This is a genomic window from Aliiroseovarius sp., from assembly GCF_965228805.1.
Lineage (GTDB): Bacteria > Pseudomonadota > Alphaproteobacteria > Rhodobacterales > Rhodobacteraceae > JASBTN01.
This window is the reverse complement of sequence record NZ_CBDDIE010000003.1, coordinates 2,050,499-2,075,419: the sequence shown is the minus strand read 5'-3', so window position 1 is coordinate 2,075,419 and position 24,921 is coordinate 2,050,499. Positions and strand designations below refer to the sequence as shown.

General features: G+C 65.0%; 22 protein-coding genes. 4 read left to right on the top strand and 18 right to left on the bottom strand.

The window, feature by feature from the left end; all coding sequences use genetic code 11:
- The first annotated feature begins 36 nt into the window (after positions 1 to 36).
- The gene (locus tag ACO07D_RS11260) at positions 37 to 600 is read left to right on the top strand and encodes a hypothetical protein (protein ID WP_421703036.1); all 564 of its coding nucleotides are present in this window, start codon (positions 37 to 39) and stop codon (positions 598 to 600) included.
- A gap of 6 nt (positions 601 to 606) precedes the next feature.
- On the opposite strand, the gene ACO07D_RS11255 is transcribed toward ACO07D_RS11260, so the two are convergent.
- The 8 genes from ACO07D_RS11255 to ACO07D_RS11220 form a co-directional block, all read right to left on the bottom strand.
- Positions 607 to 1,260: a hypothetical protein gene (locus ACO07D_RS11255; protein ID WP_421703035.1), complete on the bottom strand. Its 654-nt coding sequence runs from the start codon at positions 1,258 to 1,260 to the stop codon at positions 607 to 609.
- Positions 1,261 to 1,384: 124 nt separating this feature from the next.
- Positions 1,385 to 2,521 (bottom strand): acetylornithine deacetylase, encoded by a 1,137-nt coding sequence (gene argE, locus ACO07D_RS11250; protein WP_421703034.1) that lies wholly within the window; start codon positions 2,519 to 2,521, stop codon positions 1,385 to 1,387.
- Between the two features lie 18 nt (positions 2,522 to 2,539).
- Entirely contained in the window at positions 2,540 to 3,478 is a 939-nt protein-coding gene (locus ACO07D_RS11245; protein WP_421703033.1) for a LysR family transcriptional regulator, read from the bottom strand.
- 141 nt (positions 3,479 to 3,619) lie between these two features.
- Positions 3,620 to 4,732, bottom strand: a complete 1,113-nt coding sequence (locus ACO07D_RS11240; protein WP_421703032.1) for an aromatic ring-hydroxylating oxygenase subunit alpha — start codon at positions 4,730 to 4,732, stop codon at positions 3,620 to 3,622.
- Positions 4,733 to 4,790: 58 nt separating this feature from the next.
- On the bottom strand, positions 4,791 to 5,465 hold the full coding sequence (locus tag ACO07D_RS11235) for a DUF1028 domain-containing protein (RefSeq protein WP_421703031.1): 675 nt from the start codon (positions 5,463 to 5,465) through the stop codon (positions 4,791 to 4,793).
- 37 nt (positions 5,466 to 5,502) lie between these two features.
- A complete protein-coding gene (locus ACO07D_RS11230) occupies positions 5,503 to 5,919 on the bottom strand; it encodes a RidA family protein (protein ID WP_224857210.1) in 417 nt (138 codons plus the stop codon).
- Between the two features lie 24 nt (positions 5,920 to 5,943).
- Positions 5,944 to 7,086 carry an aromatic ring-hydroxylating oxygenase subunit alpha gene (locus ACO07D_RS11225; protein ID WP_421703030.1) on the bottom strand — a complete coding sequence of 381 codons (1,143 nt, stop codon included), beginning with the start codon at positions 7,084 to 7,086 and terminating at the stop codon, positions 5,944 to 5,946.
- A 14-nt stretch (positions 7,087 to 7,100) separates the two neighbouring features.
- Positions 7,101 to 8,390 (bottom strand): flavin-containing monooxygenase, encoded by a 1,290-nt coding sequence (locus ACO07D_RS11220; RefSeq protein WP_421703029.1) that lies wholly within the window; start codon positions 8,388 to 8,390, stop codon positions 7,101 to 7,103.
- Positions 8,391 to 8,699: 309 nt separating this feature from the next.
- Here ACO07D_RS11220 and ACO07D_RS11215 point away from each other — a divergent pair, with 309 nt between their 5' ends.
- A complete protein-coding gene (locus ACO07D_RS11215) occupies positions 8,700 to 9,182 on the top strand; it encodes a hypothetical protein (RefSeq protein ID WP_421703028.1) in 483 nt (160 codons plus the stop codon).
- A 91-nt stretch (positions 9,183 to 9,273) separates the two neighbouring features.
- Here the strand turns inward: ACO07D_RS11215 and iolB are convergent, their stop codons facing one another.
- From iolB to iolG, 4 genes are read right to left on the bottom strand one after another with little or no spacing between them, the layout of a single operon-like run.
- The gene (iolB, locus tag ACO07D_RS11210; protein WP_421703027.1) at positions 9,274 to 10,080 is read right to left on the bottom strand and encodes a 5-deoxy-glucuronate isomerase; all 807 of its coding nucleotides are present in this window, start codon (positions 10,078 to 10,080) and stop codon (positions 9,274 to 9,276) included.
- 11 nt (positions 10,081 to 10,091) lie between these two features.
- The gene (locus ACO07D_RS11205; RefSeq protein ID WP_421703026.1) at positions 10,092 to 11,273 is read right to left on the bottom strand and encodes a phytanoyl-CoA dioxygenase family protein; all 1,182 of its coding nucleotides are present in this window, start codon (positions 11,271 to 11,273) and stop codon (positions 10,092 to 10,094) included.
- 51 nt (positions 11,274 to 11,324) lie between these two features.
- A complete protein-coding gene (iolE, locus tag ACO07D_RS11200; protein ID WP_421703025.1) occupies positions 11,325 to 12,230 on the bottom strand; it encodes a myo-inosose-2 dehydratase in 906 nt (301 codons plus the stop codon).
- Between the two features lie 27 nt (positions 12,231 to 12,257).
- Positions 12,258 to 13,256, bottom strand: a complete 999-nt coding sequence (iolG, locus tag ACO07D_RS11195) for an inositol 2-dehydrogenase (RefSeq protein WP_421703024.1) — start codon at positions 13,254 to 13,256, stop codon at positions 12,258 to 12,260.
- A gap of 137 nt (positions 13,257 to 13,393) precedes the next feature.
- Here iolG and ACO07D_RS11190 point away from each other — a divergent pair, with 137 nt between their 5' ends.
- Positions 13,394 to 14,416 carry a LacI family DNA-binding transcriptional regulator gene (locus tag ACO07D_RS11190; RefSeq protein WP_421703023.1) on the top strand — a complete coding sequence of 341 codons (1,023 nt, stop codon included), beginning with the start codon at positions 13,394 to 13,396 and terminating at the stop codon, positions 14,414 to 14,416.
- Positions 14,417 to 14,419: 3 nt separating this feature from the next.
- On the opposite strand, the gene ACO07D_RS11185 is transcribed toward ACO07D_RS11190, so the two are convergent.
- Genes ACO07D_RS11185 through bioB form a run of 6 tightly spaced genes read right to left on the bottom strand, consistent with a single transcriptional unit; the run spans position 14,420 to position 19,845 of the window.
- The gene (locus ACO07D_RS11185) at positions 14,420 to 15,178 is read right to left on the bottom strand and encodes a methyltransferase domain-containing protein (protein WP_421703022.1); all 759 of its coding nucleotides are present in this window, start codon (positions 15,176 to 15,178) and stop codon (positions 14,420 to 14,422) included.
- Entirely contained in the window at positions 15,175 to 15,789 is a 615-nt protein-coding gene (locus tag ACO07D_RS11180) for a pimeloyl-ACP methyl esterase BioG family protein (protein WP_421703021.1), read from the bottom strand. Before ACO07D_RS11180 ends, ACO07D_RS11185 begins: the two co-directional genes overlap by 4 nt.
- Positions 15,790 to 17,073: an adenosylmethionine--8-amino-7-oxononanoate transaminase gene (bioA, locus tag ACO07D_RS11175; RefSeq protein ID WP_421703020.1), complete on the bottom strand. Its 1,284-nt coding sequence runs from the start codon at positions 17,071 to 17,073 to the stop codon at positions 15,790 to 15,792.
- Positions 17,070 to 17,690, bottom strand: coding sequence for a dethiobiotin synthase (bioD, locus tag ACO07D_RS11170; protein ID WP_421703019.1), 621 nt, complete (start codon positions 17,688 to 17,690; stop codon positions 17,070 to 17,072). The genes bioA and bioD overlap by 4 nt, the downstream gene beginning before the upstream one ends.
- On the bottom strand, positions 17,687 to 18,817 hold the full coding sequence (locus ACO07D_RS11165; RefSeq protein WP_421703018.1) for an aminotransferase class I/II-fold pyridoxal phosphate-dependent enzyme: 1,131 nt from the start codon (positions 18,815 to 18,817) through the stop codon (positions 17,687 to 17,689). The genes bioD and ACO07D_RS11165 overlap by 4 nt, the downstream gene beginning before the upstream one ends.
- A complete protein-coding gene (gene bioB, locus ACO07D_RS11160) occupies positions 18,814 to 19,845 on the bottom strand; it encodes a biotin synthase BioB (protein ID WP_421703017.1) in 1,032 nt (343 codons plus the stop codon). Before bioB ends, ACO07D_RS11165 begins: the two co-directional genes overlap by 4 nt.
- 334 nt (positions 19,846 to 20,179) lie before the next feature.
- Here bioB and ACO07D_RS11155 point away from each other — a divergent pair, with 334 nt between their 5' ends.
- Positions 20,180 to 24,919, top strand: coding sequence for a hypothetical protein (locus ACO07D_RS11155; protein WP_421703016.1), 4,740 nt, complete (start codon positions 20,180 to 20,182; stop codon positions 24,917 to 24,919).
- The last annotated feature ends 2 nt before the right edge of the window (positions 24,920 to 24,921 follow it).

Here is a 24,921-nt window from a genome sequence, read left to right as displayed (position 1 = left end):
AGCCCCCCCGATACGCGGGGCGGAACGGAGAGAGCAATGACTGCCTTCAGGATTTTCCTGGGTGGTCCAAGCCAGTCGGGCAAGACCACCACCGCCGCGCGGCTTGCGCGCAAGATGGACTTTGTTCACATCTGTCTGGACAAGGATCCGGCTTTGCGCACGGTCATGCATGGCCCGCCGATCGAAAACAAGCACGCCCACCTGCGCCGTCGGGTGTTCGAGATCGTCGACCATGCCCGGCGAGACAGCATCATCGAAGGCAGCCAGGTCACGCCAGAGGAAATCACCGCGCATCTCGACGGGGATCCCACCGCGCTTTGCGTCTTCTGCGGCTACCCGCGTGCGAACCTGGTCGAGAAACTGCGCAGCCTGCGCGATGCCGATTTCCCGAACGCGGCCCATCTACGTCGTCGCACCCACCTGGAACGTCTGGCCCGGCTGCAAAAATATCGCGACACCGGGCGCCGGGTGGAGAAGATGTGCGAGGAGTTGGGGCTGATCTTTGGCGATTTCTCTGACCTCGACAGGCGCGACGCGGATCAGGAGGTCTTCATGACCCGCATTGCGGAACAGGTCGCCCGGCAGCGTGCACAAGGCTGAGGCAGCTTACTCCGCTGCACTGCGCCATCCGCCGCGCTGGAAGCTCAACCCCAACCGCACCGCGAAATATAGCCAGGTCGCTGCACCGACGAACTTGAACCCTTCCTCCAGCACCTGCGTATGGGCGTAGCGCCAGGGGATCATGCCCTGGAAGAAATCTGTGACGATGGACATGGCCAGAAAGAATCCGGCCAACAGGAACGCAAACCCGTCCGTACGGATGATCTGATCGAAATGGCGCAAAAGAATGGACAGGGCGATGATCGCATAGACCGGGAAGATATAGCGCTGGCTGATAAAACGGTCGTGGATCATGAAGAAATCATCGATTGCCAGAAGAATCGAGAGCGCGCCCAGCAACAGCAACAACTCACGCAGCTTGCCGTCGCGCCCGCGGCCCACCGCCAGCGCACCAAAGAAGTTGATCGCCGCAGCCGAGACCCACACCCACACGCCGATATTGGACAGAAAACCCAGAAAGCTCGACTGATCCAGCTGCTGCCCCGGATCGCGCAGGATCTGCATCAGTTGAAAGCCTTGGCCGGTCAGGCTGACCAGCGAGAGTGAATAGAAGATCAACGCAGGCAGGCAGGCAAAGGCGAAGCATTGCCAGACCCGCTCGCGCGCCAGAACCCTTGCCGTCGCCTGTTTCAACGTCATCCGCTCACCCTCCTTCCGGGATCTCTCATGGATCCTTCCTACCAGTCAGGTTAGGAGCCCAAGGGGCACAGGTGAAGCTTTTTCATGGCGGCCAATGGGCAAATTCGGGGCGGCAACCGCGCGTTCAAGCCTGCAGATCGGCCAAAATGCGCGTCATCATCGTTTCACAGGCGGCCAGTTGCGACAGGTCCAGCCCCTCGTCCGGCTTGTGCCCGTCCCGCGCCATGTCACCTGGGCCGATCACCACGGTGGGCAGGTCCAGCGCGGCGAAGAAGCCGGCCTCGGTTCCGAAGGCGACCTTGGTGACCTCCGCCCCCTCCGCCATTCCCTGCGCCCAGCCGACCACTGGCGCGTCGGCGGCTGTGGACAGGCCGGGATAGGCGTTGACCTCTTCGACCGTGATCCCATCGGGCGCGCCGAACCGGGAGGCGACGGCCTGCGCAGCGGCGTCGATCCGCGCGCGCAGCTCGGGGCCGGGCGTGTCGGTCAGGTGGCGATACTCCATCAGGATACGCGCCTGGTCCGGCACGATGTTCAGGGCGCGCCCGCCTTCCATGCGACCTACATGCACGGTGGAATAGGGCACCGCGTAGGCCGGGTCCTTTGCCTCCTGTGCCAGGGCGTCCTGCAAAGCAACCATTTCAGTCACGAAACCGCTGGCCAGGTGCAGCGCGTTGGTGAAGTTTGGGGCAAGCGCGCTGTGACCGGATTGACCGTGACAGGTCACCTCCAGCGCCGCCTTGCCCTTGTGGCCCATGGCCACCTGCATTGATGTCGGCTCCCCCACGATCACCGCGCGGGGACGACCAAGGATCGGCTCAAGCGTTGGCATCATCTGGCGAATACCCACGCAGCCTACCTCCTCATCGTAGGAAATCGCCAGGCTCAGCGCGGCATCGGGCGCCTCGTGCCTCGCCCGTTCCGCCAGCGCCAAGGCGGAGGCCAGGAACCCCTTCATGTCCGTGGTGCCGCGCCCATAAAGTCGGCCATCGTCCCGAGTCAGGCGAAAGGCATCCCGGGTCCAGTCCTGCCCGGCCACCGGCACCACATCCGTATGCGCCGACAGGCAGACCCCGCCTTCCGCCGCGCCGATCCGGGCAAACAGCCCCGCCTTCAGGCCACAGGGCGACGGGATGCGGGTCACCGCGAACCCGGCCCGGGCCAGCAGGTCCTGCACATAGTCGATCAGCGCGAGATTGCTGTCGGCGCTGACCGTGGGGAAGGCGATCAGCCGGTCGAGGATCTCCAGGGTGCGGCTCATGCGGTCGGTTCCTTATGCTCAGGTGCCCGGGTCGATCGGATGGCCTGGATAGCCCCATTCGGTGACCATCTTGCGGGCGTGTTCGGCAAAGGCGTTCACTGTCAGCACGCTGCGCGCCCCACGGGGCAGAACCAGCCCCAGTTCCATCTGCCGCACGGGGCCCGCGAGCGGAATGAAACACAGCTTGCGACCGTCCGGCGACAGGTCCGAATAGGGGCGAATGTTGGCAATGGCATAACCGAACCCATTCGCGACCAGCGAGCGCATCACCGCCATGTCGCGGGTGCGTTCGGCAATCTTCGGCTTGCGGCCCGAGGCCTCGAAGAACTCCAGGAAATAATCCGAGGACAGCGGCAGATCCAACAGGATCATGGGGTCGTCCTTCAGCTCCTCCACCGTGACCGAGCCGCGCCCGGCCAGCGGATGACCCTCGTGCACCATCGCATAGGGTGGCAGGCGGCGCAGCGGCAGGAACTCCAAGTCCGGCGGGATGGCGAGGTCATAGGACAAGGCCACATCGATTTCGGCCCGGCGCAGCGCCTCAATGATGCCCATCTGGTTCAGCTCGAACTGGCGCACCTGCACATCCGGATAATCGGCAACGAAGCGGCGACGAAGCGCGGGCAGGATCATCTGCGCGAAGGTGACAAGGCAACCGATGTTCAGCGGCCCCTGCACATTGCCCGAGATATCGCCCGCCAGCCGGTTCAACGCCTCGGCCTGGGCCAGCACCTGGCGCGCCTGGTCCAGGAATTGCCGCCCGGCCTGGGTCAGGCTCAGCCCGTGCGCGTGCTTGCGCACAAAGAGCGGCAGGCCGAACTCGTCTTCGAGCTGCGAGATCGCCGCCGAGATCGAAGGCGAAGACACGTTCACACGCTCGCTCGCCTGCGCGATCGAACCTTCCTCGCCCACGGCGACGAAATATTCCAACTGTCTGAGGGTGAACCGCAACGCCATGGGTGAATTATGCCGCCCGCCCCCCGGCGTTCAAGCCCGATCCGCACCGGCGGGGAAAATCGGTGCGGACCCGAAGGCCAGGAGGCGGGAACGAGGCACCCCGGGGAAGGTGCCGCGTGGGCGGTCAGGCGTCGGGCCTGATCATTCCGCTGCGTGGGCCGGGGCGTCCTGTGCCGCCAACCAGATTTGGAAATCACGGATTGTGCCTTCGTAATCGTCACCCGCCAGCGGCCCCTCCAGCGCGTGATCCGATGCCAGCGCGACCTGCATACGCTCCAGCTTCTCGCGGTCCTCGCGGTTCACCTCCTCCCAAAGCTTGATCCGCTGCGCGATGGTCTCGTCATCCAGGTCATCGCCGTAGGTCGACATGGTCCATTTCACCCGGATCAGCCCCGCGTTGATCGGGAAGATCGAGATCGAGACCAGCAGGCTTGCCGCCTGGCTGGCGACTTGGGTCGGAAATTTAGCAAACAGGGTCGAGCGCATGCGCTCTTCGTCGCTCAGCCCCGGCGCGCCGTGGCCGCGCGACGGGATGCCGTCCGGGTAGTTCGCACCATAGCTGGTAAAGCCGTCACCGGCCCGCAGCTTGCGCGCCAGACCCGTTGGCGTGTAGCTATGCAGGGTCTGCGGATGCACGACCGACAGATGGTAGCCCTCCATGAAGTTCTCGACCAGGCATTTCCAGTTGGTGTGCCAGTTTTCCTCCGCCACATGGACCAGGCGCATCTTTTCGGTCTCATAGGGCGCCAGAAGCCCGTCCAGATCCGGGTGCTCGAAGGGGGCGGCCGCCTTGTCCAGGTTCACGTAGATGAACCCGTTCCACAGCTGCACATTGTGGCCGTGCAGTTTGCAATTCTTGGCGTCAAAGCCCGCGTTCTCCATCCGTGCGGCCCGTAGCAGCGCTCCATCGCGACCATAGGCCCAGGCGTGATAGGAGCAGACAAACCGTTTGGCGGTGCCGCGCCCCTCGGCCAGGGGCATACCCCGGTGGCGACAAACATTTGCCAGTACGCGGATGTTGTCGTCGTCGCCGCGCACTACGATCAACGGCTCGTTCAGAAGCTGCACCGTGAAGAAGTCGCCAGGGTTCGGGATTTCATCCACCCGACCCAGGCAGTGCCAGCCATGGCGCAGCACGGTGGCCGCTTCGTGATCAAACTGATCCTGGCTGGTGTAATAGGCCCCCGGCATGCCCATCGGCCGGTCGGCCGGCAGGGCTGCCAAGGCCTGCAGTTTCTCGCGTAGATCGGTCATCGAACCCTCCCAGTTCCGGTTTCCGTTAAGTCGCTTCAGTTGAGGTTATTCGTCGGTGTCATTCATCGCCGGGCACCCCGTAGGAGGGCGCCTCGCGTGGGTCCAGCGCACGCTGGATGTAGGCGTCGAGCTGCGGTTTGTAGACCTCCCAGGCGGTGGCGATCTGTTCGATCGGGCAGTCTTCGGTCCAGTCGCAGCGCAGGTCCGCCACGGGCCAGGCGACTTCATCGACCAGCATCATGCCCGCCGAATGCACCGGCCCCGCCTCGCCGCCCGCGGCAAGCCCTGCCCGCATGGCGGCAATCAGCCGATCACCCAGATGGCCTTCGGCGGCTTCGAACCCGTCGACGATGGCCTGGGGCACGCTGTCATTGGCCAAGAGGTTCCCGCCCGAGGCAACGTCCCTGCCCTGCGCCTGGGTCCAGATGCCCAGCGAATTTGGCCCCGAATGGATCGCCGTGCCGCCCGCCCGATCCACCGCCAGCACCTGGCGATATTCGATATGCTTGCCGCGGGCCTGGACTTCCTCGATGGCTTCGGCGGCGGTCAGGCCGCTTTTCATCAGATCCAAGGTCAACGGCCCCAGCGTCGGGTCGGTCACGTTCTGCGAGGCCACCGCACCAACACCGGCCCGCGCATAGGCGCAGCGCGCGGCCACCGCCGGCGAGGACGAGGATATCGCCATGCCGAACATGCCGGTTTCTGCGCAACGTGCGACCAGGGAAAATGTCATGCGCCTCTCCTTCCTATCAGGGGCTGCCGGGGCGGGATCAGTCCGGGATCACCGCAGTGCCATCAATTTCGACCAGCCATTCGGGCCGCGCTAGCGCCTGAACGACAAGTCCTGTCGAAACCGGGTGCACCCCTTTGATATATTCACCCATGGTGCGATAGACCGCCTCGCGGTGGCGCACGTCGGTGATGTAGACCACGACCTTGACCAGGTGCTCCATCGAGCCGCCGGCCTCCTCGATCAGCTGGCGGATGTTCTGCATGACCTTGTGGGTCTGTTCGACCGGGTCGTGGCTGTCGATGTTCACAGCGTCGTCCAGATTCTGCGGGCATTGGCCGCGCAGATAAACGGTCTTGCCGCCCTGGGTGACCACGGCCTGGCACAGGTCGTTGTCCAGGTTCTGTTCCGGGTAAGTGTCCGAGGTGTTGAACTTGCGAATGCGGGTATGGGCCATGTGGGGTCCTGTGATCTTCGGGTGTCAGGCCTGACGGCCTTCTTCGATCTTCGCCATGAGGTATTGGGCGAAGTCATAGTTCGGGCGTTCGAGGTGGCTGAGGTGGCCGGGCACGGCGCGGTCCGAGCACAGGCCGTTGTAGACCTTTTCGGTGCAACCGCGATCCTCGACGTTCACATCGTCCAGCAGCGCCTTGAGGTCGGCGAAGTTCTGTTGCGCGTCGGCGTCGTCCTTGTAGTCATCCGACATGCCGCCGCCGAAACGGATATGCACCTTGCCCGGCCCCTGCGGGTGCAGCGACAGGTACCAGAAGTAGCCCGGCGTCAGAGTAATGAGCAGGCTGGGATAGATCGCCAGCAGGAAGGTGGTGCGCCGTTCCTCGCCCTTCAGACGATCGTTCTTCTCATGCGCCATGGCGATGCGCAGGCTCTCTTCCTTCAGGATCGTATGGTAGTTGAAGGCGGGCAGGCCGGGCGGGCAAACCATGTCTTCAAGCTTTGACAGCCCGCCGATGGTGCCCGCGTGACAGACCGGCAGGTGGTAGCTTTCCATGAAGTTTTCCGCCAGCACCTTCCAGTTGGTGTCCCAGACGTGCTCCTCATAGAAGGCTTCGGTATAGTTGGTCATGTCGTAGCCGACGATCAGCTCCTCGACCTGGGCCAGCTGGTCGGCCACGTCCGGCGCGTCCTCGTTCAGGGTGACAAAGACCCAGCCCAACCATTCCTGGCAACGCACCTTGGGCAGCTGGTACTGGTCCTTGCAGAACCCTTCGTTCAGGGTCATCGCAGGTGCCCCGCGCAGGGAGCCGTCCAGGTTGTAGGTCCAGGCGTGGTAGGGGCAGACGATGGCACGGGTCTTGCCGCGGCCGTGCAAGAGCGTCGACATGCGATGCAGGCAGACATTCGACAGGGCGCTGAGCTGCCCGTCGCGGTCGCGGATCACCAGAATCGGCTGACCGGCCAGCTCGCAGGTGGTGTAATCGCCGGGGTTGGCCAGGGCATCGGCGCGGCCGACGCAATACCAGTCCTTGGCAAAGATATGGGCCAGCTCCTCGTCCAGGAATTCCTGCGAGGTATAGACCGAGGGCGGCATGGCATGGGCGCGTTCGAAGGGTTGGGCAGTGTTGGCGCGCAGCTCTTCGACGGGGTCGATCTGATCCTTGGGCATGTGGCTGTTCCTCGTCAGGCGTCTTGAGTGATCTGTTCGGCGGTGACCGTTTCGGCCGAGCCGTCATAGGCCAGGTAATCGCGCTGGATCGCGATCTGGTCGGCGATGTGTTTGGCGTCGTGCCACACCCCCCACAGGAAGGTGGAGCCACGCCGGGACTGCCAGGGCAGGCCCAGGAAATAGATATCGGGTTCGACCGAGACACCGCGCTGGTGGATTGGCGCGCCACGTTCGTTGAAACCGTCGACCTTCATCCAGTTGAAATCCTGCCGGAACCCGGTGGCCCAGATGATCGTGTTCACTCCTTCGGCGGCCAGGTCGATCTGGGACAGCGGGGTGGTCAGGCAGTCGGGATCGGGCCAGGCCTTGCGGGCCTCGGGCTCTTCGGGCAGGTCCAGACCGGTGCGCGCGACATAGGCATCGGCGGCGTCCAGCATCTCATGGTAGTTCTCGTCGCCAGCGGCGACATTGTCCTGCAGGTCGCCGCGGAAACTCAGCACGCCGTCCTTGTAGCTGTCGGTCATGCCGGTCAGGGTCACGCCCTCGCCCGCCAGGCGCCGGAAGTCCATCGTGTGCCCGCCATAGGCGCCACTGACCGAGATGGTCACATGTTCGGTGCCTGGCTTCTGTGCGGCAACGTCCCACAGGCCCAGCACGCCCAGCCACCAGACGAAATCACGGTCACGATAGCGACGCGGCGGGCGGTCATGCGGGCCGACCGACAGGAAGACCTTGCGCCCGGCGCGGTTCAGCTCGTCGGCGATCTGCGCGCCGGACGATCCCGCGCCCACCACCATCACCGCACCCTCGGGCAGTTGTTCGGGGTTCTTGTAGTGGAAGGAATGGATCTGCTCGATCTTTTCGGTCTGCGGCACGATCGGCGGGATCACCGGATGCTGGAAGGCGCCTGTGGCAGCAACAATGCGCTTGGCTTCGATCTCACCTGCCGAGGTTTCGACCCGAAAACCCGCGCGGCCCGGCAGGCGTTCAGCCTTCAGCACCTCGACCCCGGTGCGGATCGGCGCCTTCACCATCGCCGCGTATTCCTCCAGGTAGTCCGCCACCCGGTCCTTGGTCACGAACTCATCCGGCGCATTGCCCTTGAATTCAAGGCTGGGAAAACGGTCATGCCAGACCGGTCCATTGGTGACCAGCTTGTCCCAACGCCCGCTGCGCCAAGCTTCGGCAACGCGGTTTTTTTCCAGGATCAAGTGCGGCACGCCGCGATTACCCAGGTGTTCGCTGAGCGCGATCCCCGCCTGTCCGGCGCCCACGACCAGGGTGTCAATCGTCTCAACAGGCATGTGCGTTCCTTCCTTCAGCGGGCCATCGGCGGGGGTTTGCGGCGAATCCGGTTCGGGGCCGAAATCCGTTTACCTGCCCTAAATTGCCGTTGGGCGCGCTTCGCGAAAGAACAGTCTGCGTCAGCACTGATTAGGCCCCCTCTAATTCGCGACACCAAAACATAGGCGAACCCTAATTTACACGTGAAGCAAGCGGTGCAACCGCCCAGCGAAAGGCACAAGATTACAGAAATGTATGGTTCGCGCAGGGGCCGGGAAAACCTGGCCTGTCACCTGTCCTAAACGAGTTTTAGAATCAGGAGCCTCCCCGTGTCCGACCTGTCACACCCCGCCCCACCCCGGCGCATGTCCGCCCGGCCTTCAAACCTGCAAGGGCTTGGCCTGCCCCTTGTCATTGTCCTGGCGCTGACCACGCTCGTCGGCGCGACCACCCAGGGGTTGAGCGGCCCTTCCACCCTGACCCAGGGGCTGGGTCTGGGTGCGGTCGTGGCGATGGCGTCCGCTCTGGTTCTGGCGTCGCGCTGGCGCTGGCTGGATGCCCTCATGGGCGGGCCGGACCGCTCCTATCGCGCCCACCGCTGGTTCGGCTACGGCGCGGTGATAACGCTCGGCCTGCACTGGGCGATGGAGCCAAACCTGCGCCTGCCCGAGACGGGCTTGGGCGAGCTGGCAGGCGGCAGAAATGGGCCGGATCACTCCGAAGGCAGAGCTATTCCTCTGCGGTCCCGAGGGGTTGAAAATCTTGACCCGCGAGGCCTGGCAGGCCCAAGGCGGCGGACGGCGCGTGCATGACGAAGCCTTCGATTTCCGTGCCGCGCTTTGACCCACGAAAAAGGCCCGCCACGTTCCCGCAGCGGGCCCTTTTCAACACGCTCCCAGCAAGTTACCCATCCCGCTCCATGATCCATTCGACTTCCGGCGCGGGGACGAAGCGCCAGTTGCGGCGGGGGCCGGCCATGACGTTCAGATAGTACATCTCGAACCCATAGGGTGCACCGCAGGGGTGGTGACCGCGCGGCACGCAGACGACGTCACCGTCGCTGACCGCCATGGTTTCATCCAGGCTGCGATCATCCGTATACACCCGCTGGATACCGAACCCATCCGCCGGGTTCAGCCGGTGATAATAGGTCTCCTCCAGGTAGGTGATACGCGGGAAATCATCTTCATCGTGGCGGTGGCTGGGAAAGGACGACCAGTGGCCCGCCGGAGTAAACACCTCGGTCACCAGCAGGCTGTCGGCATAATCCTCCGCCTCCATCGCGATATTGTTGATGTAGCGCGTGTTGGTGCCCTTGCCGCGTTCGGTCAGGGTGATGCCGTCCGGGCCAATGCGGCGGGCATCGTGCCCGCCCTTGCCCGGCGCGGCACAGACCGCGATGGTGCAGTCGGTTTCCGCCACCGCCGCCCAGTCGCTGCCATTGGGCAGGTAGAGGCAATGTGGAGCGGTCTTTTCGAACACATTCATGCGCTCACCCAGCACGCCCCAGTCCTGCCCCGCCCCGGTGACTTGCGCCTTGCCTTCGACCATCACCAGGATGACCTCATTGTCACCGGTCGCCTCGGCCACCTGGTCGCCCGCCCGCAGTCGGTGCAGTCCAAAGCCGACATAACGCCACCCGGCGCTGGCGGGGGTGATGTCATGCACCTTGCCACGGGTGCCGAAGGGTCTTTTCAAAAGCTCTGACATTTCGGCTCCTTTCACGGTCTCTGGCGCGCGGCGAGCGCGGTCAGGGTTTCGGTCAGTTTGGACGGGGCCCAGCCCTCGTCAAGGGCGCGGCGCAACAGATCCGCCTGGCTGTCGGGGGCATTGCCGCCAATCGGCGGGTCGGTATCCAGGTTCGTGGGGAAGGCATAGCCCTCGGCGCAGGCAGCAATCGCAGCGTCGATCTGGGCAGCATCCAATCGGCCCGCTAGTTTCAGCTCCGCCAAAGCCGGGAACAGGGCCTCGCTCATGGCACGACGGTCCAGCGCCTCCATGGCACGCCCGAAAGGCGACGAGACCTGCAAGAGGTTCACCATACGGTGGATATCAGAGCTGACATTGGCCCCGGCGGCGTGAAAAAGCGCCGGGTTGAAGAAGACCGCATCGCCCTTTTCCAAGGGCAGTTGGATGCAGGCCTGGTCGAAATAGGCCTGGTGGTCTTCCTCGTGAAACGCCAGGTAGCCGGGCCCGTAGAGCTGCGAGAAGGGCAAGAGCTTTGTCGGCCCGCTTTCCACCGGCATGTCCACATGGGCGACAGCGCCTTGCAAGGTCAGAACCGCGGTCACAGCATGGGAATGCGCGGGGTATTGCGCGGCCAGGGCCTGCGACTGGAAGCCCAGGTGGTAATCGCGATGCGCCGTTTGCGCCTGCCCGCCAGGACGCACCTGGTTCACCTGTGCGGTGACCTGGTAATGCGGGCCCAGCCAGGCCTCGGCCGCCGCCGCGATCGCCGGGTTGCCGAAGTAGAGCGCAAAGCCCTCCGGGTCGCGCAGGCAATGTTTCTGCGCCGAATTCCAAACCCGGTCATTGGCACCGGAGGCCGCGAAATGGTCGCCCTTGCCAGCCCCGCCTTCGCGTTCCTCGGCGATCAGTGCGCGGAACACATCGCTGGCGCGGTCGATCACGGAGGTGTCCGCATAGGCGTGTTTCAGCACAATCACACCTGCCGATTGCAACAGCACCCAGCCCCATTCGGCCAACAGTTCACGCCGCCGCGCAGGGTCCTCCAGCGCGGGTCGCAGCACCGTCATGTCATAAAGCGGTACGTTCTTTACCACATCCGCAGCCAGAGGCACGGCGGCGGGGGAGAGGGCTTGCGAGGTCAACACCTTGAACTCGTCGAGGTCGCAGGACTCCCGATCGAAATAGGGGATAAATCCGAGTTCGCGTTCTACCATGATAACCTCCATCGTCATGGTGTGGTGTTGACCCCGTTAGGGGCGGTGAAATCAGGTCTGGATGGCCAGGCCGGAGTGTTTACAGATCTCCACGATGTGGTCGTAGCCCAGCTTGGAGTAGTCGTAGGGCGCGGCCTTGGCGGGGTCCTGTTCGGCCTCGACCACAATCCAGCCCTTGTACTCCATACGCGCCAGCGCGTCCGTCACGGCCTGGAAGTCGATGGACCCGTCCGGGTCGCCGGGTACGGTAAAGGCCCCGGCGATGACACCGTCCAGGAAGCTTTTGTTTTCCTCGCGCACCCAACGGGTCACGTCCGGACGCACGTCCTTGAAATGCACGTGGCGCACGCGATGGCCCCATTTGTTCAAGGTCGCCAGCACATCGCCGCCGCCGAACAGCAGGTGCCCGGTGTCGAAGAGCAGCGTGACCTCGTCCGAGCTGCCCTCCATCAGCCAGTCGATATCCTCGGCATCTTCGATCATCGAACCCATGTGGTGGTGGTAGGCCAACACCATGCCCCGGTCGGCCATGGATTTGGCAAGCTCTGAGAGCTTGGCGGCATAGCCCGTGACCTCGTCGCGGGTCAGTTTCGGGCGATTGTTCACCGGGGTCGAAATGTCCCCCTGCACCGTGTTCGAGCATTCCGCATAAACGATACAGGGGCCATCGAGCGCCACGAATTGCTCGACCTGCTGGCGGGTGGCCTCGATTTCCTCCGCCACCGAAGCGACCAGCAGGTTGCCGGAACACCAGCCCCCGCAGAGCGCGATATCGTTGGCGGCCAGATAGGCGCGCAGCCCCTCGGTGTCCTGGGGCATGCGGCGGCCACGTTCGACACCGGTATAGCCGATCTGCCGCGCCTCGCGCAGGGCCTGTTCCATCGTATAGGCGGCAGTCAGGTCCGGCAGGTCATCATTCTGCCAGGCAATGGGGGAAATCCCGATCTTCACGGTCATGTCGTCGTCCTTTTCCGCGCGGAGGGGTTACTGGATACCCGCCAGGGCGACCGGCTTGCCCTCGGCAAGTGAGCGCGCGGCGGCTTCGGCCATTGCCAGGGCGGCGACGCCGTCGGCCAGGGTCACGGGCATGGGCGTGCCAGCTTCGACCGCTTCCACGAAAGCGGCCCATTCGGCCTCATAGGCGGGCATGTAGCGTTCCAGGAAGAACCAGGTGGGCTTCGCCCCAGTCACCCCGCCCGCGGTGGATTTCACCACCAGGTTTTCCAATTGGTTCTGCGCCTGCAACAGGCCTTCGGAGCCCAGCAGCTCGATGCGCTGGTCGTAACCATAGGCCGCGCGTCGGGAGTTCTTGATCACCGCAATACGACCGTCGGCATAAGTCATGGTCACGACCGCCGTGTCCACATCACCCGCCGCACCGATCGCCGGATCGACGATCGAACTGCCCGCAGCGGACACCGTCACCGGCGCCTCGCCCATCAGGAAATTCGCCATGTCGAAGTCATGGATCATCATGTCGCGGAACAACCCGCCCGAGACCTTTACATATTCCACCGGCGGCGGGGCCGGATCGAAGGAGGTCAGGGCCAGGAGCTCGGCCTTGCCGATCTCTCCCCCCTGCGCCGCGGCCTTCAGAGCGCCGAAGCTGGGGTCGAACCGTCGGTTGAAGCCGATCATGACCGGCTGGCCGGTGGGCTCGACGGCCGCCAGACAGGCGCGGGCCCGCTCCAGGCTCAGGTCCACGGGTTTCTCGCACAGAACCGCCTTGCCGGCGGCCGTCGCCGCCTCGATCAGCGGCGAATGGGTGTCGGTCGAGGTGGCGATCAGCACCGCGTCGATGGCAGGATCAGCGATGATCTCCTCCGAGCTCTTCACCGCAACTCCATATTCAGCCGCCAGTTTCTCCGCGTTTTCCGCAAAAACATCCGAAACCGCGACCAGTTTGCTACCCGGATGCGCCGAGATTGCCTTTGCATGCACATTGCCGATGCGCCCGGCGCCAAGAAGTCCGACCTTGAGCACGTTACCCTCCAAGAATCTGTGATCGGGCACCATCTAAGGCTGTTTTGCAACCGGATGCAATATTGTTTTGCACTCGCGTGCAAAAAGGCAATAGCCAAGCCGGCTTTTCCCCACTAGCTTGCGGGAAGGAGGCTGGGATGAGCGACGGATCGGACAAACGGACAGGCGGTGCAGTGACGGCTGATGACGTCGCTGCCCTGGCGGGCGTGTCGCGCTGGACGGTGGGCCGCGCCTTCAAGGCGGATGCCTCGATCTCGAAGAAAAGCCGCGAGAAGGTCATGGCTGCGGCCGAGGAACTGGGCTATGTGCCCGACCTGCTGGCGGCCAGCCTGGCATCCGACCGGTCCAACCTGGTGGCGCTTCTGGTCGATGACTTCATCAACCCTCACAAGCTCATGATGATGGAGGCGCTGACCCGCAGCCTGCGCAAGGCGGGGTGGGACACGCTGCTGGTCAATACTCTGGACGAGGAGGATACCTCTGCCGCACTACTGAACGCCAGCCAGCGTCGCGTGGATGCGGCGGTGTTGATCGGCAGCCGGTTCTCGGACCAGGTGCTGACCACCGCCCTGGGCGCGCGGAGGGTGCGCAAGCTGATCGTCTTTGCGCGCTATTCGGAGAACCCCGATACGATCTCAATCTGTTGCGACGACGAAGCGGCTATGGGAACAATTGCGCAGTATGTGATCGACAAGAACTATCGCCGCCCGCTGTTCTTGGCCGGGCCACAGACGCAGTCGGCTCACCTGATGCGCAAGGAAACCTTTGCGCGTGACTGGCAGACGCGCATGGGCACCGCACCCGACATCGTCGCCGTGCCCGCCTATGATCCGAACCTGGCCTATGACGCCGTCGCACGGCATCTGCGCACGCAGCCCGCGGGGCAGCAGCCGGACATCCTGGTCTGCGAAAACGACGCGCTGGCGATGGGCGCAGTGGATGCGATCCGCCACGCGTTCGGCCTGCGCGTGCCCCAGGATATCGCCGTCACCGGCTTCGACGACGTGCCCCAGGCGCAGAACCCGCATTACCGGCTGACCACCTATCGCCAACCTCTGACCGAGATGGCCGAGGGGCTGGTGGCCGTGCTGAAGGGAGACGCGGATGGCGAAGCGCTGGACCGGTTCCAGGGCGCGCTCGTTCAACGCGAAAGCGCTTGATGATCAGCCCCGCTTTCGGGCGACGATCCAAACCGGGTGGTAGGTCAGCGGCACGCCCTCTTCGGTTCCGAATGCGCGGATGTAATCGGTGCTGAACCGCGCCAGCCGCGACTTGCTCCAGGCCCCCTGTGCACGGGCGTTGACCCCGGTGCGGCGCAGGTGACGCAGGACGTCTACGGGGGTCGGGAAGAGCTGCAGCCTCCGGGCCTCACCCATCGCCATGACTTCCAGGTGTTCGGAAACGGCCTCAGCCAGGGCCTCAACCGCGCAAAGCCCAGGTGCCGCAGCCTTCGACCCAAGCTGCGCGAGCTCACGGTACTGATCCGGTCCGAATCCAGACACGGCCAACCAGCCACCGGGTGCCAACTCCTCTGCAGCCGCCCTCAACACCCGCATGGGGTCGTTCAGCCATTGAATGGTCGACGCCGAGGCCACCAGTTCCATCCCGGCGGGCCAAGCCAGCGTTTCGACATCCCCGGGCAGGAAGCTGGCCCCGTGCGCTTTGGCCGTGGCCCGCGCATCGGGCGTCAAGTCGTTCAGCGTCAGTTGATCAAAGCCATAGGCCTCAGTCAGAGCACGGGTCAAGTGGCCGGTGCCGCAGCCAAACTCGAAGGCGCGGTGAAACTGCGTCGGAGCGCCCGCATCCCGCAGCGCCGTCACCAGCCGGTCCGCCACCCAAACCTGCTGATCCGCCGCGGCGTGATAGCTGTCAAAACTGCGGCTGAAACTGCGCCGCACACGGTCGGAATGCTGCGGGGTCATGTCAGCCACTCCTGCCAGCTCTGGCCCGCACGGAAGGGCACGTGGCCGCCGCCGACCTCTCGAACATCCGGATGTCCGGCCCAGGCGGCATGCTGCGCGCGGGTCGGGATGATGCGGTCGCGTTTGGGGATCCAGACCTGGTCGAAGCCGGGGTCCGGCGCGGCACCGCGATCCGCGATGGCCAGAAGTTCGGCCCGTGCGGCCTTGATGTCGATCTCCGGCGCCGGACCGTCCAACCCGGCGCGGCGGCAGAATTTGGAGAAGGTGTCGGGGGTCAACCCCTCGGCGGTGGCGCGCACGGTTTCCGGTGCGATCCCCTTCTCGGCATCTGCCGGGTAGAGCGTTCCGGCTACGGCGACTTTGCGGTCAACCTTGGCGCCCGTCTGAGCCAGCCAATGCGCTGCCGAGGCCACGCCGAAGGAATAGGCCAACAGCGCCACGTGACCAAAGCCCGCAACTTCAGGGAGTTCATCCAGCGTCGTGTAATCCTCGACCAACAGCACATCCGCCGCGCCAGTCAGCCCCGCAAACGGCTCAGCCCCCAGCACCCAGCCGGAAAACACAAGCACCAGGTCGGAGCCGTCGCCCCTGGCCAACCACCGGCGTTGCATTCATTCGCCTTTCGCCAGGGCCACCATGGCCGACGTTACACGCGACAGCTCGTCGGGCGAGATTACGAAGGGTGGCATGCAATAGATATTGCGTGCGAAGGGGCGCAGCCAGACGCCGGTCTCTATCGCCGCGCGGTGGGCGACGGCGGGGTTCACCGTGTCGGTCATCTCGATCACCCCAATCGCGCCCAGTGTACGCACATGGGCCACGCCGGGCAGGTTCGCCGCCGGGGCCAGTTCTTCGCGCATCTGTGCTTCGATCGCGGCCACCCGCGCCTGCCAGTCGCCTTCGGCCAGCAGGGTCAGACTGGCCACCCCGGCGGCACAAGCCAGCGGGTTTGCCATATAGGTAGGCCCATGCATGAAGACGCCCGCCTCGCTGTTGCCGATCTCCATCGCCACATGGGCCGAGGTCACGGTAGCGGCGAAAGAGATATGCCCGCCGGTCAGCGCCTTGCCGAGGCAGACGATATCCGGGGTGACGCCTGCATGATCCATAGCAAAGAGCTTGCCGGTGCGGCCAAACCCGGTGGCGATCTCGTCGAAGATCAGCAGCACATTGTGCGCGTCGCACAGCTCCCGCGCGCCGCGCAAGTAGCCGGGGTGATAGAAATACATGCCGCCCGCGCCCTGCACGAGTGGCTCGAGGATCAGCGCTGCGATCCGGTCGCCCTTTTCGACCAGCAGCGCCTCCAGCGCGGCCAGACCGTTGTCTTCGGGTGCCTCGGACCAGTCGTCCTCCAGCCGCACCGTCGGGCACGGCAGGAAGTGCTGGATCGACAGGGCGCCACGGAACAGCCCGTGCATGCCGTTCACCGGGTCACAGACGCTCATCGCCTTCCAGGTGTCGCCGTGATAGCCGCCGCGAATGGTGGCGAACTCGACCTTTCCACTGCGGTCTTGCGCCATCTGGTATTGCACCGCCATTTTCAGCGCCACCTCGACCGAGACCGAGCCGCTGTCGCAATAGAAGATGCGGTTGAGGTCGCCGGGCAGCAGATCAAGCATCTTCTGCCCCAGATCCACCGCCGGTTGGTGGGTCAGCCCGCCGAACATGACATGGGGCAGCGTGTCCAGCTGCGCCTGCATGGCGGCGGTGATCGCCGGGTGACGGTGACCGTGAATGGCGCACCACCAGGACGACATGGCGTCGATCATCTTGCCGCCATCGGCCCGTGTCAGCCAGACGCCCTCCGCCCCAGTGATCAGGTGCATCGGGCCGGGGTTGGCGACGTTGGTATAGGGGTGCCAGAGGTGCTGGGCGTCAAACTCAAGCGGGGTCATAGCGCGCCTCGGATCGTGTCCATGTCGATGGCCTCGAAGGCCCTGGTGAGGCTTTCAGGTGTCACATTTGCGATCGGGTCCAGGCGGCCCAGGTGGGGGATATCGGACATCTGGGCGATGGTTTCCTCGACCAGCGGTTCGGCCTCGCCAGAGAAGGCCACACCGACCACCGGGCAGCCCGCGTTTCTGAGCGCCATCAGCGACAGGGTGGTGTGGTTGATCGTGCCCAGCTGGGTGCGTGCGACCAGGATCACCGGCGCCTTCCAGCTGGCAATCAGGTCGAGGTAATAGGTCTGGCGATTGAGCGGCACCATCAGCCCCCCAGCCCCTTCGACCACCAGCGGGCCGTCGACCTCGGGGATCACCAGCGTATCCGGGTCGATCTCGATCCCTTCGGCCTCGGCTGACAGGTGCGGCGAGGCGGGCAGTTGCAGCCGGTAGGTCTCCGGCAGCGGGGTGACCCCGGAGAGGCGCGCGACAACCTCGCTGTCGGTCTCGTCTTCCAGGCCCGATTGCACGGGTTTCCAATAGGCCGCCCCCAGGGCAGCGGTCAGGCCAGCGGAAAAGAGGGTCTTGCCGACGCCGGTATCGGTGCCGGCCACGATCAGGGCGGTCATGGCTGCTCCTGTTGGATGTCTGAAATGGCGGCGAAGAGGGCCGAGATGTCGGCCTTGGTCACATTCCCGGTGATCGAGATGCGCAGCCGCGAGGTGCCGCGTGGCACGGTGGGCGGGCGGATGCCGCGCACGTCGAAACCGCGGGCCTGCAGGGCCTTTGCGGTCTCCATCGTGCGTTCGTCATCACGGAGGATAACCGGTATGATCTGGCTGTCGAGCCCTTCGAGCCCGAGTTGCGCCTTTGCCGCGACATGGGCATGGGCCACGCGGGTCTGCGCGGCAGCTTGCAGGGACGGGTCTGATTGCAGCGCACGCAGGGCGGCGCGGACCAGCGCGGCGGTCAGCGGCGCGGGGGCCGTGGCAAAGATGAAGGGGCGGGCGCGGTTGATCAGCGTGTCGATCATCACACGCGGCCCGCAGAGGAGCCCACCCGACAGGCCCAGCCCTTTGCCACAGGTGTGCAGGGTCAGCACCTCGGCGTCGAGCCCATGGGCCAGCCCCGCGCCGTGGTTGCCGAAGACGCCGGTCGCGTGGGCCTCGTCCACCACCAGCACAGCCCCGTCGTCGCGGGCCAGGCTGGCTAGGTCTTCCAAGGGGGCAACCGAGCCTTCCATCGAATAGACGCTTTCGACCGCGATCCAGACCTGCCCCGTGCCGCCCTCGGCCCGCCAAGCGGCCAGCACATCGCGTGCAACATCCACGTCATTATGCGCAAAGGCGCGGGTCTCGGCGCGGCCCAGGCGCATGCCTTCATGCGCGCTGGCATGAACCAGTTCGTCATGCAGGATCAGGTCGCCCTTAGCAGGCAGGGTGGAAAACAGTGCCTGGTTGGCCTGAAAGCCCCCACCCATGAACAGGGCGGCCTCGGTGCCGAAGAAGGCGGCGGCCTCGGCCTCCAGCGCCTCATGTTCGGCGTGGTTGCCACGCAACAGGCGCGAGCCGCCCGCGCCCAGGGGCACGCCACGGTCCAGCGCGTCGTGCGCGGCTTGGGTCAGCAGCTCGGAGCCCGACAAGCCCAGGTAATCATTCGATGCAAAATCCAGCCCCTGCGCCGGGATCAACCGTCGCAAGCGATGGCGCGCGGCCAGGGCGTCCAGCGCACCGGAAAGCCGCGCGGTTGCGCTCATTCAGCAGCCTCGACCTTTGCAAAGGGCTTCAGATTGGGCGGCTGCACCTTCGGCGCGGAGCGGTGGTCGCAGTGATCCTCGGCCTTCATGGGATTGATGCCCAGCTTGGCAAACAGCGCCATGTCATTGTCTTCTTCCGGGTTGTCGGCGGTCAGCAGCGTGTCGCCGACGAAGATCGAGTTCGCACCGGCGAAGAAGCACATCGCTTGCGTTTCGTCCGACATGTCGGTGCGACCCGCGGAAAGGCGCACATGCGAGGTCGGCATCATGATGCGGGCAACGGCGATGATGCGCACGAAGTCGATCGGATCGACCGGTTTCGCATCGGCCAGCGGCGTGTCGGCCTGCGGCATCAACATGTTGATCGGCACGCTATCGGGCGCCTCGTCGAGGTTGGCGAGCGAGACCAGCATGTCGATGCGGTCCTGCTTCTCTTCGCCCATGCCCAGGATACCGCCCGAACAGACCTTGATCCCCGCCTCGCGCACGCGGTTCAGCGTGTCGATCCGGTCGGCGAAGGTGCGGGTGGTAATGACCTCGGGGTAATACCGCTCGGAAGTGTCGATATTGTGGTTGTAGTAATCCAGCCCGGCATCGCGCAGGCGCAACACCTGGTTATCCTCCAGCATGCCCAGGGTCATGCAGCTTTCCATGCCCAGCGCCTTCACGCCCTCGACCATGGCGATCAGCTGATCCATGTCGCGTTCCTTGGGCTCACGCCAGGCGGCGCCCATGCAATAGCGGGTGGCGCCGGCATCCTTGGCCTTGCGGGCCTCGGACAGCACGCGTTCGACCTCGATCAGTTTCGAGGCGGACAATTTCGAGCCGTTGCGCGCCGATTGCGAGCAATAGGCGCAGTCCTCGGCACAGCCGCCGGTCTTAATCGACAAGAGCTTGGACATCTGCACCTTGTTGGGATCGAAGTTCGCGCGATGGACCGTCTGCGCCTTGAAAAGCAGGTCCATGAAGGGCAGGTCATACAGGGCCTGCGCGGCGTCTCGGGTCCAGCTGGTCGCTTGATCGGTCATTTTATCTATAGAATCCCGCATTTGATTCGGTCACGGGCGAGATTTATAGATAATCCCGCCCGGCGCAACACGTTAGCGCCGAAGCCTGGCCCCGCGCGCCGCTACGTCACTTTCCCTTACCACAGCCTGCCCCTGCCCTGCCTCCGCGAATTTGCCGCATTTGGCAAAAAATGCTACCCTCCGGGTCCTTTCTGCATGTTCTGGCCGTATGCCAACCACGCCGATTGCCCCCTTCGAGGGCGGTCCAGTCAGCCTTCGAACTCTCGGGGAGGGGAGCGCGATGCTTGGTCCGATTTCCACATTTCTGCGCCTGCTTGCCTATTTGATTTTCGGCATGCTGGTCCCGCTCGTCGCCACGGCGCAATCCGACGGGCTGCCCGGTGGGCCGATGCGCCCGGACGTGCTGCGCGACATTCAGAAGGTCGCGACCATCTGCGACAAATGCCGGAACGAACAGGCGGTCTACCACGCCGCCGTCGACCACTATGACGCCGCCCGCGCGACCTATGAGGCCGGGATGGCCGAGGTCCGCAGAGCCACCGACGCTTTCCTGGCCGCGCGCCAGAAAGCGGCTGAAATCGAAGCGACCCGCAAGGCCGCCGAAGACCTTGCCCATGCGCTTCTGTTCGACCGGCCCGAGGGCACATCGCTCGACACGAATGCCTATAACGAGGCGAATTGGGCCGAAGAGGAGGCCTATGAACAGCTGGTCGAGGCTCAGGGGGTCTTGGCCCGTGCCCGGGCCGAGCTGGACGCCAAGCTGCGCGCGTTGGAACCCTTGCGCGAACAGGCGGTGGCCGCGATGCGCGCGGCCCTGCGTCTGCAATCCGCCATGCATCAATGCGAGCTGCAATGTGACGTGGCCGAGCTGGACCTCGACGAACCGATCGAGACCCCGCCACCGGTCACCCCCGGCACCATCCCCGCCAGCGCCATCCCGACGCCTGAGAACTTCCTCGGCGTCGTCGCGAAATGCGCCGAATGTCAGCCCTTTGCCAAACAGGTCAACCAGATCCGCGCGCACCGCCGCGGCTTCGCCGTGGATGCGCAATGGACCCATGAGAGCCTGACCCGCAACCACGCGACGCTGGAACGGCTGGGCCATGAGGCGCGCGATCTTCTGCTGCAGGAACAGGCGCTTTATCGTCATCTGCTGGCCAGCTTCAGCCCCTCAGCCCCGCCGGAAAGCGCAGACTGGATCGATCAGCGCTATGACCAGATGGACCAGGCCGAAGCCGAGGCCGCCCTGCGCAGCCTGCGTGACAAGCGCGCGCAGAACATGCGCGATCAGGAGGGGCTGGCGCGCACTATCGAGACACAGACACGCGCCCTGTTGGAGGCACTGGCCAACTACCAGCTGCACACGCTGCTACTGGAAGCCGCGCGGAAACGCCTGGCGGAGTGCGAGGAAAACTGTCCAGCCACCGCTGTAGATGGGCCAAAGACCAGCCTTTATGACCCCGCATACCCGGTGCCCGAGAACTTCGGCCCGATCCTGGCCGCCTGTCCGGAATGCCAGCCGCTGGCCGACGAACTGGCACGTATCATGTCCGCGCGACGCGAGGTCGCCCATGACATCCAGTTCGACGTGCAGATGTTGAAACACGCCCGCCGCATGCTGGAACACGCCATTTCCGAAGATGCCAAACTGGCCCGCGAGGAACGGCTGATGGGCCAAATCCTGCGCGTCGGGGCCGAGGGTGGCGCGAATGAGGATGCTGCGCTCGATCGGCTCTGGGAGATCGACGGTGAACGCTTCCGCCTGCTGGAAATGCGCCTGCGCGCCGAAGAGAACATCGCCGACTACGAAGCCCGCATTGAAGAAAACCAGGCCAAGCACCAGGAGTTGACCGTGCAGATCAACGCCCTGCGCGCCCAGCTGGAGATTTGCAATTTCAACTGCAACCCAGAGGCCGAAGGCAATGAAATCGGCCTGGGCGGCGGAACATTCGACCCGGCCTGGCCGCAGCCTGAGAAATACCAGTACGCCACCACCGATTGCCCGGAATGCCAGGATCACGTGGACGCGCTGAACCGGCTGATGCTGAACCGCTATATCCTCGCCCATGAAATCCAATCGACTGTGGCCGAGCTGAAGACCCATCGTGCCAAGCTGGCTGAACAGAAGGCGGCTCTGGCCGCGCTGGATACCCGAGAGGCGGAGGTGAGCCCGGTGGGCACCAACCCGCTCGACCCGGCGATCCGTCCGCAGCTGGATGCCATCGACACGGAACGGCGTGTGGTCGAACGGCAGATCGCCAGCACCGAGACGGTGATCGAAACCACCCGGACCCGGTTGCGCGAAGGCATGCGGCGTCACGCCAGCCTGAGCCGCGCCATCGAAGCAGTGCGTGGTCTGATTGCCTCCTGCGAGGCGAAATGCACCTCGCGCGGCGACGACACCGCCACCGGCCTGGGGCAAGACCCGACCTATGGGCAGGACGACTTCGTCTCCACCGACTGCCCGCCCTGCGCGGCGCTGGCAAGCCTGGTCAACGACGCCGTGGGCTCCGCCATTGCCGCCGAACGTGCGCTGGCCGAGGCCAAACAACGGCTGCGTGACCTGACCCGCGAACAGACAGACCGCGAAACGGGGCTGAACCGGTTGTCGGCCCGGGAACGGGCCCTGAACGAAGAATGGCTGACCTCCGCCGATGCCGACCGTCAAGCCGAGATCGATACCGAGCTGCATGAGGTCGATGGTGAACGCCACGCCTTGGAGGATGCCCGGGCCGCAGGCGAAATCGCACAGTCCGAGGCGGTGGAGGTCATCGAGGCCGCCGAGGCCACCTTCGACGCGGCCAACCGGCTGGTGGCGGAGCTCAAGGCGCAGCTGACCGAATGTGAGAAACAATGTGCCCCGGCCGAGGACGGCGGTGCCATCGCCGTGCATGATCCCGCCCCCTTCGTGCGCACCGATTGCGCCCCCTGCGAAGCGCTGGCCAGCATGGTCAACGATGCGGTCGGCACGCTGATCGGCGCCGACCGCGACCTGAAGGCGGCGCAGGACAAACTGGCGGGGATCCAGTCGGCCTCGGCCAAACGGCAGACCCGGTTGGGTGAGCTTGAAACCCACGAGGCCAACCTGAACGAGGAATGGTTAACCTCGAAAGACGAGGGGCGCCGCAACGAGATCGATGCCGAACTGCACCGCGTGGACGCCGAACGCCACGGCCTGGAAGATGCCGAAGAGCTCGCCCCCGCCGACACCGAACTGGCCGAACAGGAGGTCACCACCGCCCAGGCGCGGGTGGACGAGCTGACCCGACAGGTCGCCGACCTCAAGGCGCAACTGGCCGAATGCGAGAAACAATGCGCCCCCACTGACGAGGATACGAATGTCGCGCTGAATGACGATCCCTCGCCCTTCGTGCGCACCGATTGTGCCCCTTGCGAGGTGCTGGCGAGCCTGGTGAACGATGCGGTCGGCACTCTGATCGGCGCGGAACGCGACCGCGACGCCGCCCGGGCAGCACTTACTGCTCTGGACACCGCAGCCACGGCACGGGCCGAGGCATTGGCCGGGCTCGAAGCCCGTGAGGCAGCCCTGAACGAGGAATGGCTGACCTCCGCCGACGATGCGCGCAAGGCCGAGATCGACCAGGAGCTGCACGGCGTCGATGCCGAGCGGCACGAGCTGGAGGAGGCCGAAGAGCTCGCCCCCGCCGATCGCGAACTGGCGCAGCAGGAGCTGGAAACCGCCCAGGCCCGCGTCGACGAACTGACCCAGCAGGTCGCGACGCTGAAAGCCCAGCTGGCAGAGTGCGAAAAGCAGTGTGCACCGGCCGAGGACGGGTCCGAAACCGCCTTGGACGACGGTCAACCCCAGACCGATCCGCGTTTTGCCAGCACCGATTGCGCCCCCTGCGCACAGATCGTGAGCCTGCTGAACGATGCCATCGGTTCGGCCATTACCACCGAACGGCTGTTGGGCGAAGCACAGACGCGGCTGGACACCCTGCGCGGCCGGGTCGAGGCGCTGGAGGCCGACAAACGCGCGGCCCAGGACGCTTTCACCGAGGCTCTGGTCGAACGCGCCCGCCTGGAAGACGCGGGCCAGGATACCTCCGCGGCGCAGGAGATCATCGACCGCGAAAGCGCACGCGCCGCGGACCTGCTGGGCGAGATCGATGCCTTTGCCTTTGACCTCCTGACGCAGGAGGAAGCCGTTGCCGACCTCTCCACCCTGCTGGAGCGCTGGCGACAACAGGAGGCCGTCCTGCGCGCGCAACTTGAAGAGTGCGAAAAACAATGCGAACCGGCAGAGGAAGACACAGCAACCGCCGCGCCAGACCCCGAACCCGAGCCTGAACCGGTCGCACTGACGCCCGAGATGTTGTTGGACAAGCTGCAGCCCGACCAATGCCGGGCCGGGCGTGGCTGTGGGTTCGAAATCTCGCTCTCGAACCAAGGGAACGCCCCCCTGCCCGGCCCCGTCTTCCTCAGCGAGACACAGCGGGTCGATGCAGGGGCAAATGGCACCGACGTTGGCGGTTGGCATTGCAGCCCGGCCGGTGGCGGCCGGTCGCTCTGCCTGTACCCGGATCCAATCGTGCCCGGCGCTGGCAGCAATATTTCAATCACTGTACGCCTGCCGGGTTGGGTGGCCAGGGGCACCGAGAACTGTATCGAACTGGTCTATGCCGTCGATGACCGCGCCTTGGTACGCATGGTCCAGGTCGGGCTGGCCGCACGAGGATTGAACCCGGGCATTGCCGATGGCATCCCGGGGCGGCGCACCCGTGCTGCCGTGGCCGCCCTGTCCGAACAGCTGGGTCGCGAGATTGATCCCGAGGATATGGCGGCGGTCTACGAGGCGCTTTATGGCCGAGCGCCGAACGCGCAAGGCGCGCCGGGCAAGGCCTGCACACGGATGGACGTGATCAACCCGCCGCGCCGCACTACCCCTGCGCCGGCACCCGCGCAAACGGCCCCGCCCGCCGAGCCCGAACCACCTGTCGAGCAACCACGCACCCGCCCGCGTATCATCTTCGACTTCGGCATCGACCTCGGCCTAGGCCGCAGGCGCGGAGGCCGCGACCATGAGGGGGGTACGGAGGAATACAGCGAGTAGTT

Coding starts and splice junctions, on each gene's coding strand:
- ACO07D_RS11260 (WP_421703036.1), top strand. CDS start 37: ATGACTGCCTTCAGGATTTTCCTGGGTGGTCCAAGCCAGTCGGGCAAG.
- ACO07D_RS11220 (WP_421703029.1), bottom strand. CDS start 8,390: ATGCCTGTTGAGACGATTGACACCCTGGTCGTGGGCGCCGGACAGGCG.
- ACO07D_RS11205 (WP_421703026.1), bottom strand. CDS start 11,273: ATGGTAGAACGCGAACTCGGATTTATCCCCTATTTCGATCGGGAGTCC.
- ACO07D_RS11240 (WP_421703032.1), bottom strand. CDS start 4,732: ATGACCGATCTACGCGAGAAACTGCAGGCCTTGGCAGCCCTGCCGGCC.
- ACO07D_RS11155 (WP_421703016.1), top strand. CDS start 20,180: ATGCTGGTCCCGCTCGTCGCCACGGCGCAATCCGACGGGCTGCCCGGT.
- bioB (WP_421703017.1), bottom strand. CDS start 19,845: ATGACCGATCAAGCGACCAGCTGGACCCGAGACGCCGCGCAGGCCCTG.
- ACO07D_RS11185 (WP_421703022.1), bottom strand. CDS start 15,178: ATGACCCCGCAGCATTCCGACCGTGTGCGGCGCAGTTTCAGCCGCAGT.
- ACO07D_RS11225 (WP_421703030.1), bottom strand. CDS start 7,086: ATGCCCAAGGATCAGATCGACCCCGTCGAAGAGCTGCGCGCCAACACT.
- ACO07D_RS11245 (WP_421703033.1), bottom strand. CDS start 3,478: ATGGCGTTGCGGTTCACCCTCAGACAGTTGGAATATTTCGTCGCCGTG.
- ACO07D_RS11230 (WP_224857210.1), bottom strand. CDS start 5,919: ATGGCCCATACCCGCATTCGCAAGTTCAACACCTCGGACACTTACCCG.
- ACO07D_RS11235 (WP_421703031.1), bottom strand. CDS start 5,465: ATGACATTTTCCCTGGTCGCACGTTGCGCAGAAACCGGCATGTTCGGC.
- ACO07D_RS11180 (WP_421703021.1), bottom strand. CDS start 15,789: ATGCAACGCCGGTGGTTGGCCAGGGGCGACGGCTCCGACCTGGTGCTT.
- iolB (WP_421703027.1), bottom strand. CDS start 10,080: ATGTCAGAGCTTTTGAAAAGACCCTTCGGCACCCGTGGCAAGGTGCAT.
- ACO07D_RS11190 (WP_421703023.1), top strand. CDS start 13,394: ATGAGCGACGGATCGGACAAACGGACAGGCGGTGCAGTGACGGCTGAT.
- bioD (WP_421703019.1), bottom strand. CDS start 17,690: ATGACCGCCCTGATCGTGGCCGGCACCGATACCGGCGTCGGCAAGACC.
- argE (WP_421703034.1), bottom strand. CDS start 2,521: ATGAGCCGCACCCTGGAGATCCTCGACCGGCTGATCGCCTTCCCCACG.
- ACO07D_RS11165 (WP_421703018.1), bottom strand. CDS start 18,817: ATGAGCGCAACCGCGCGGCTTTCCGGTGCGCTGGACGCCCTGGCCGCG.
- ACO07D_RS11255 (WP_421703035.1), bottom strand. CDS start 1,260: ATGACGTTGAAACAGGCGACGGCAAGGGTTCTGGCGCGCGAGCGGGTC.
- iolE (WP_421703025.1), bottom strand. CDS start 12,230: ATGACCGTGAAGATCGGGATTTCCCCCATTGCCTGGCAGAATGATGAC.
- bioA (WP_421703020.1), bottom strand. CDS start 17,073: ATGACCCCGCTTGAGTTTGACGCCCAGCACCTCTGGCACCCCTATACC.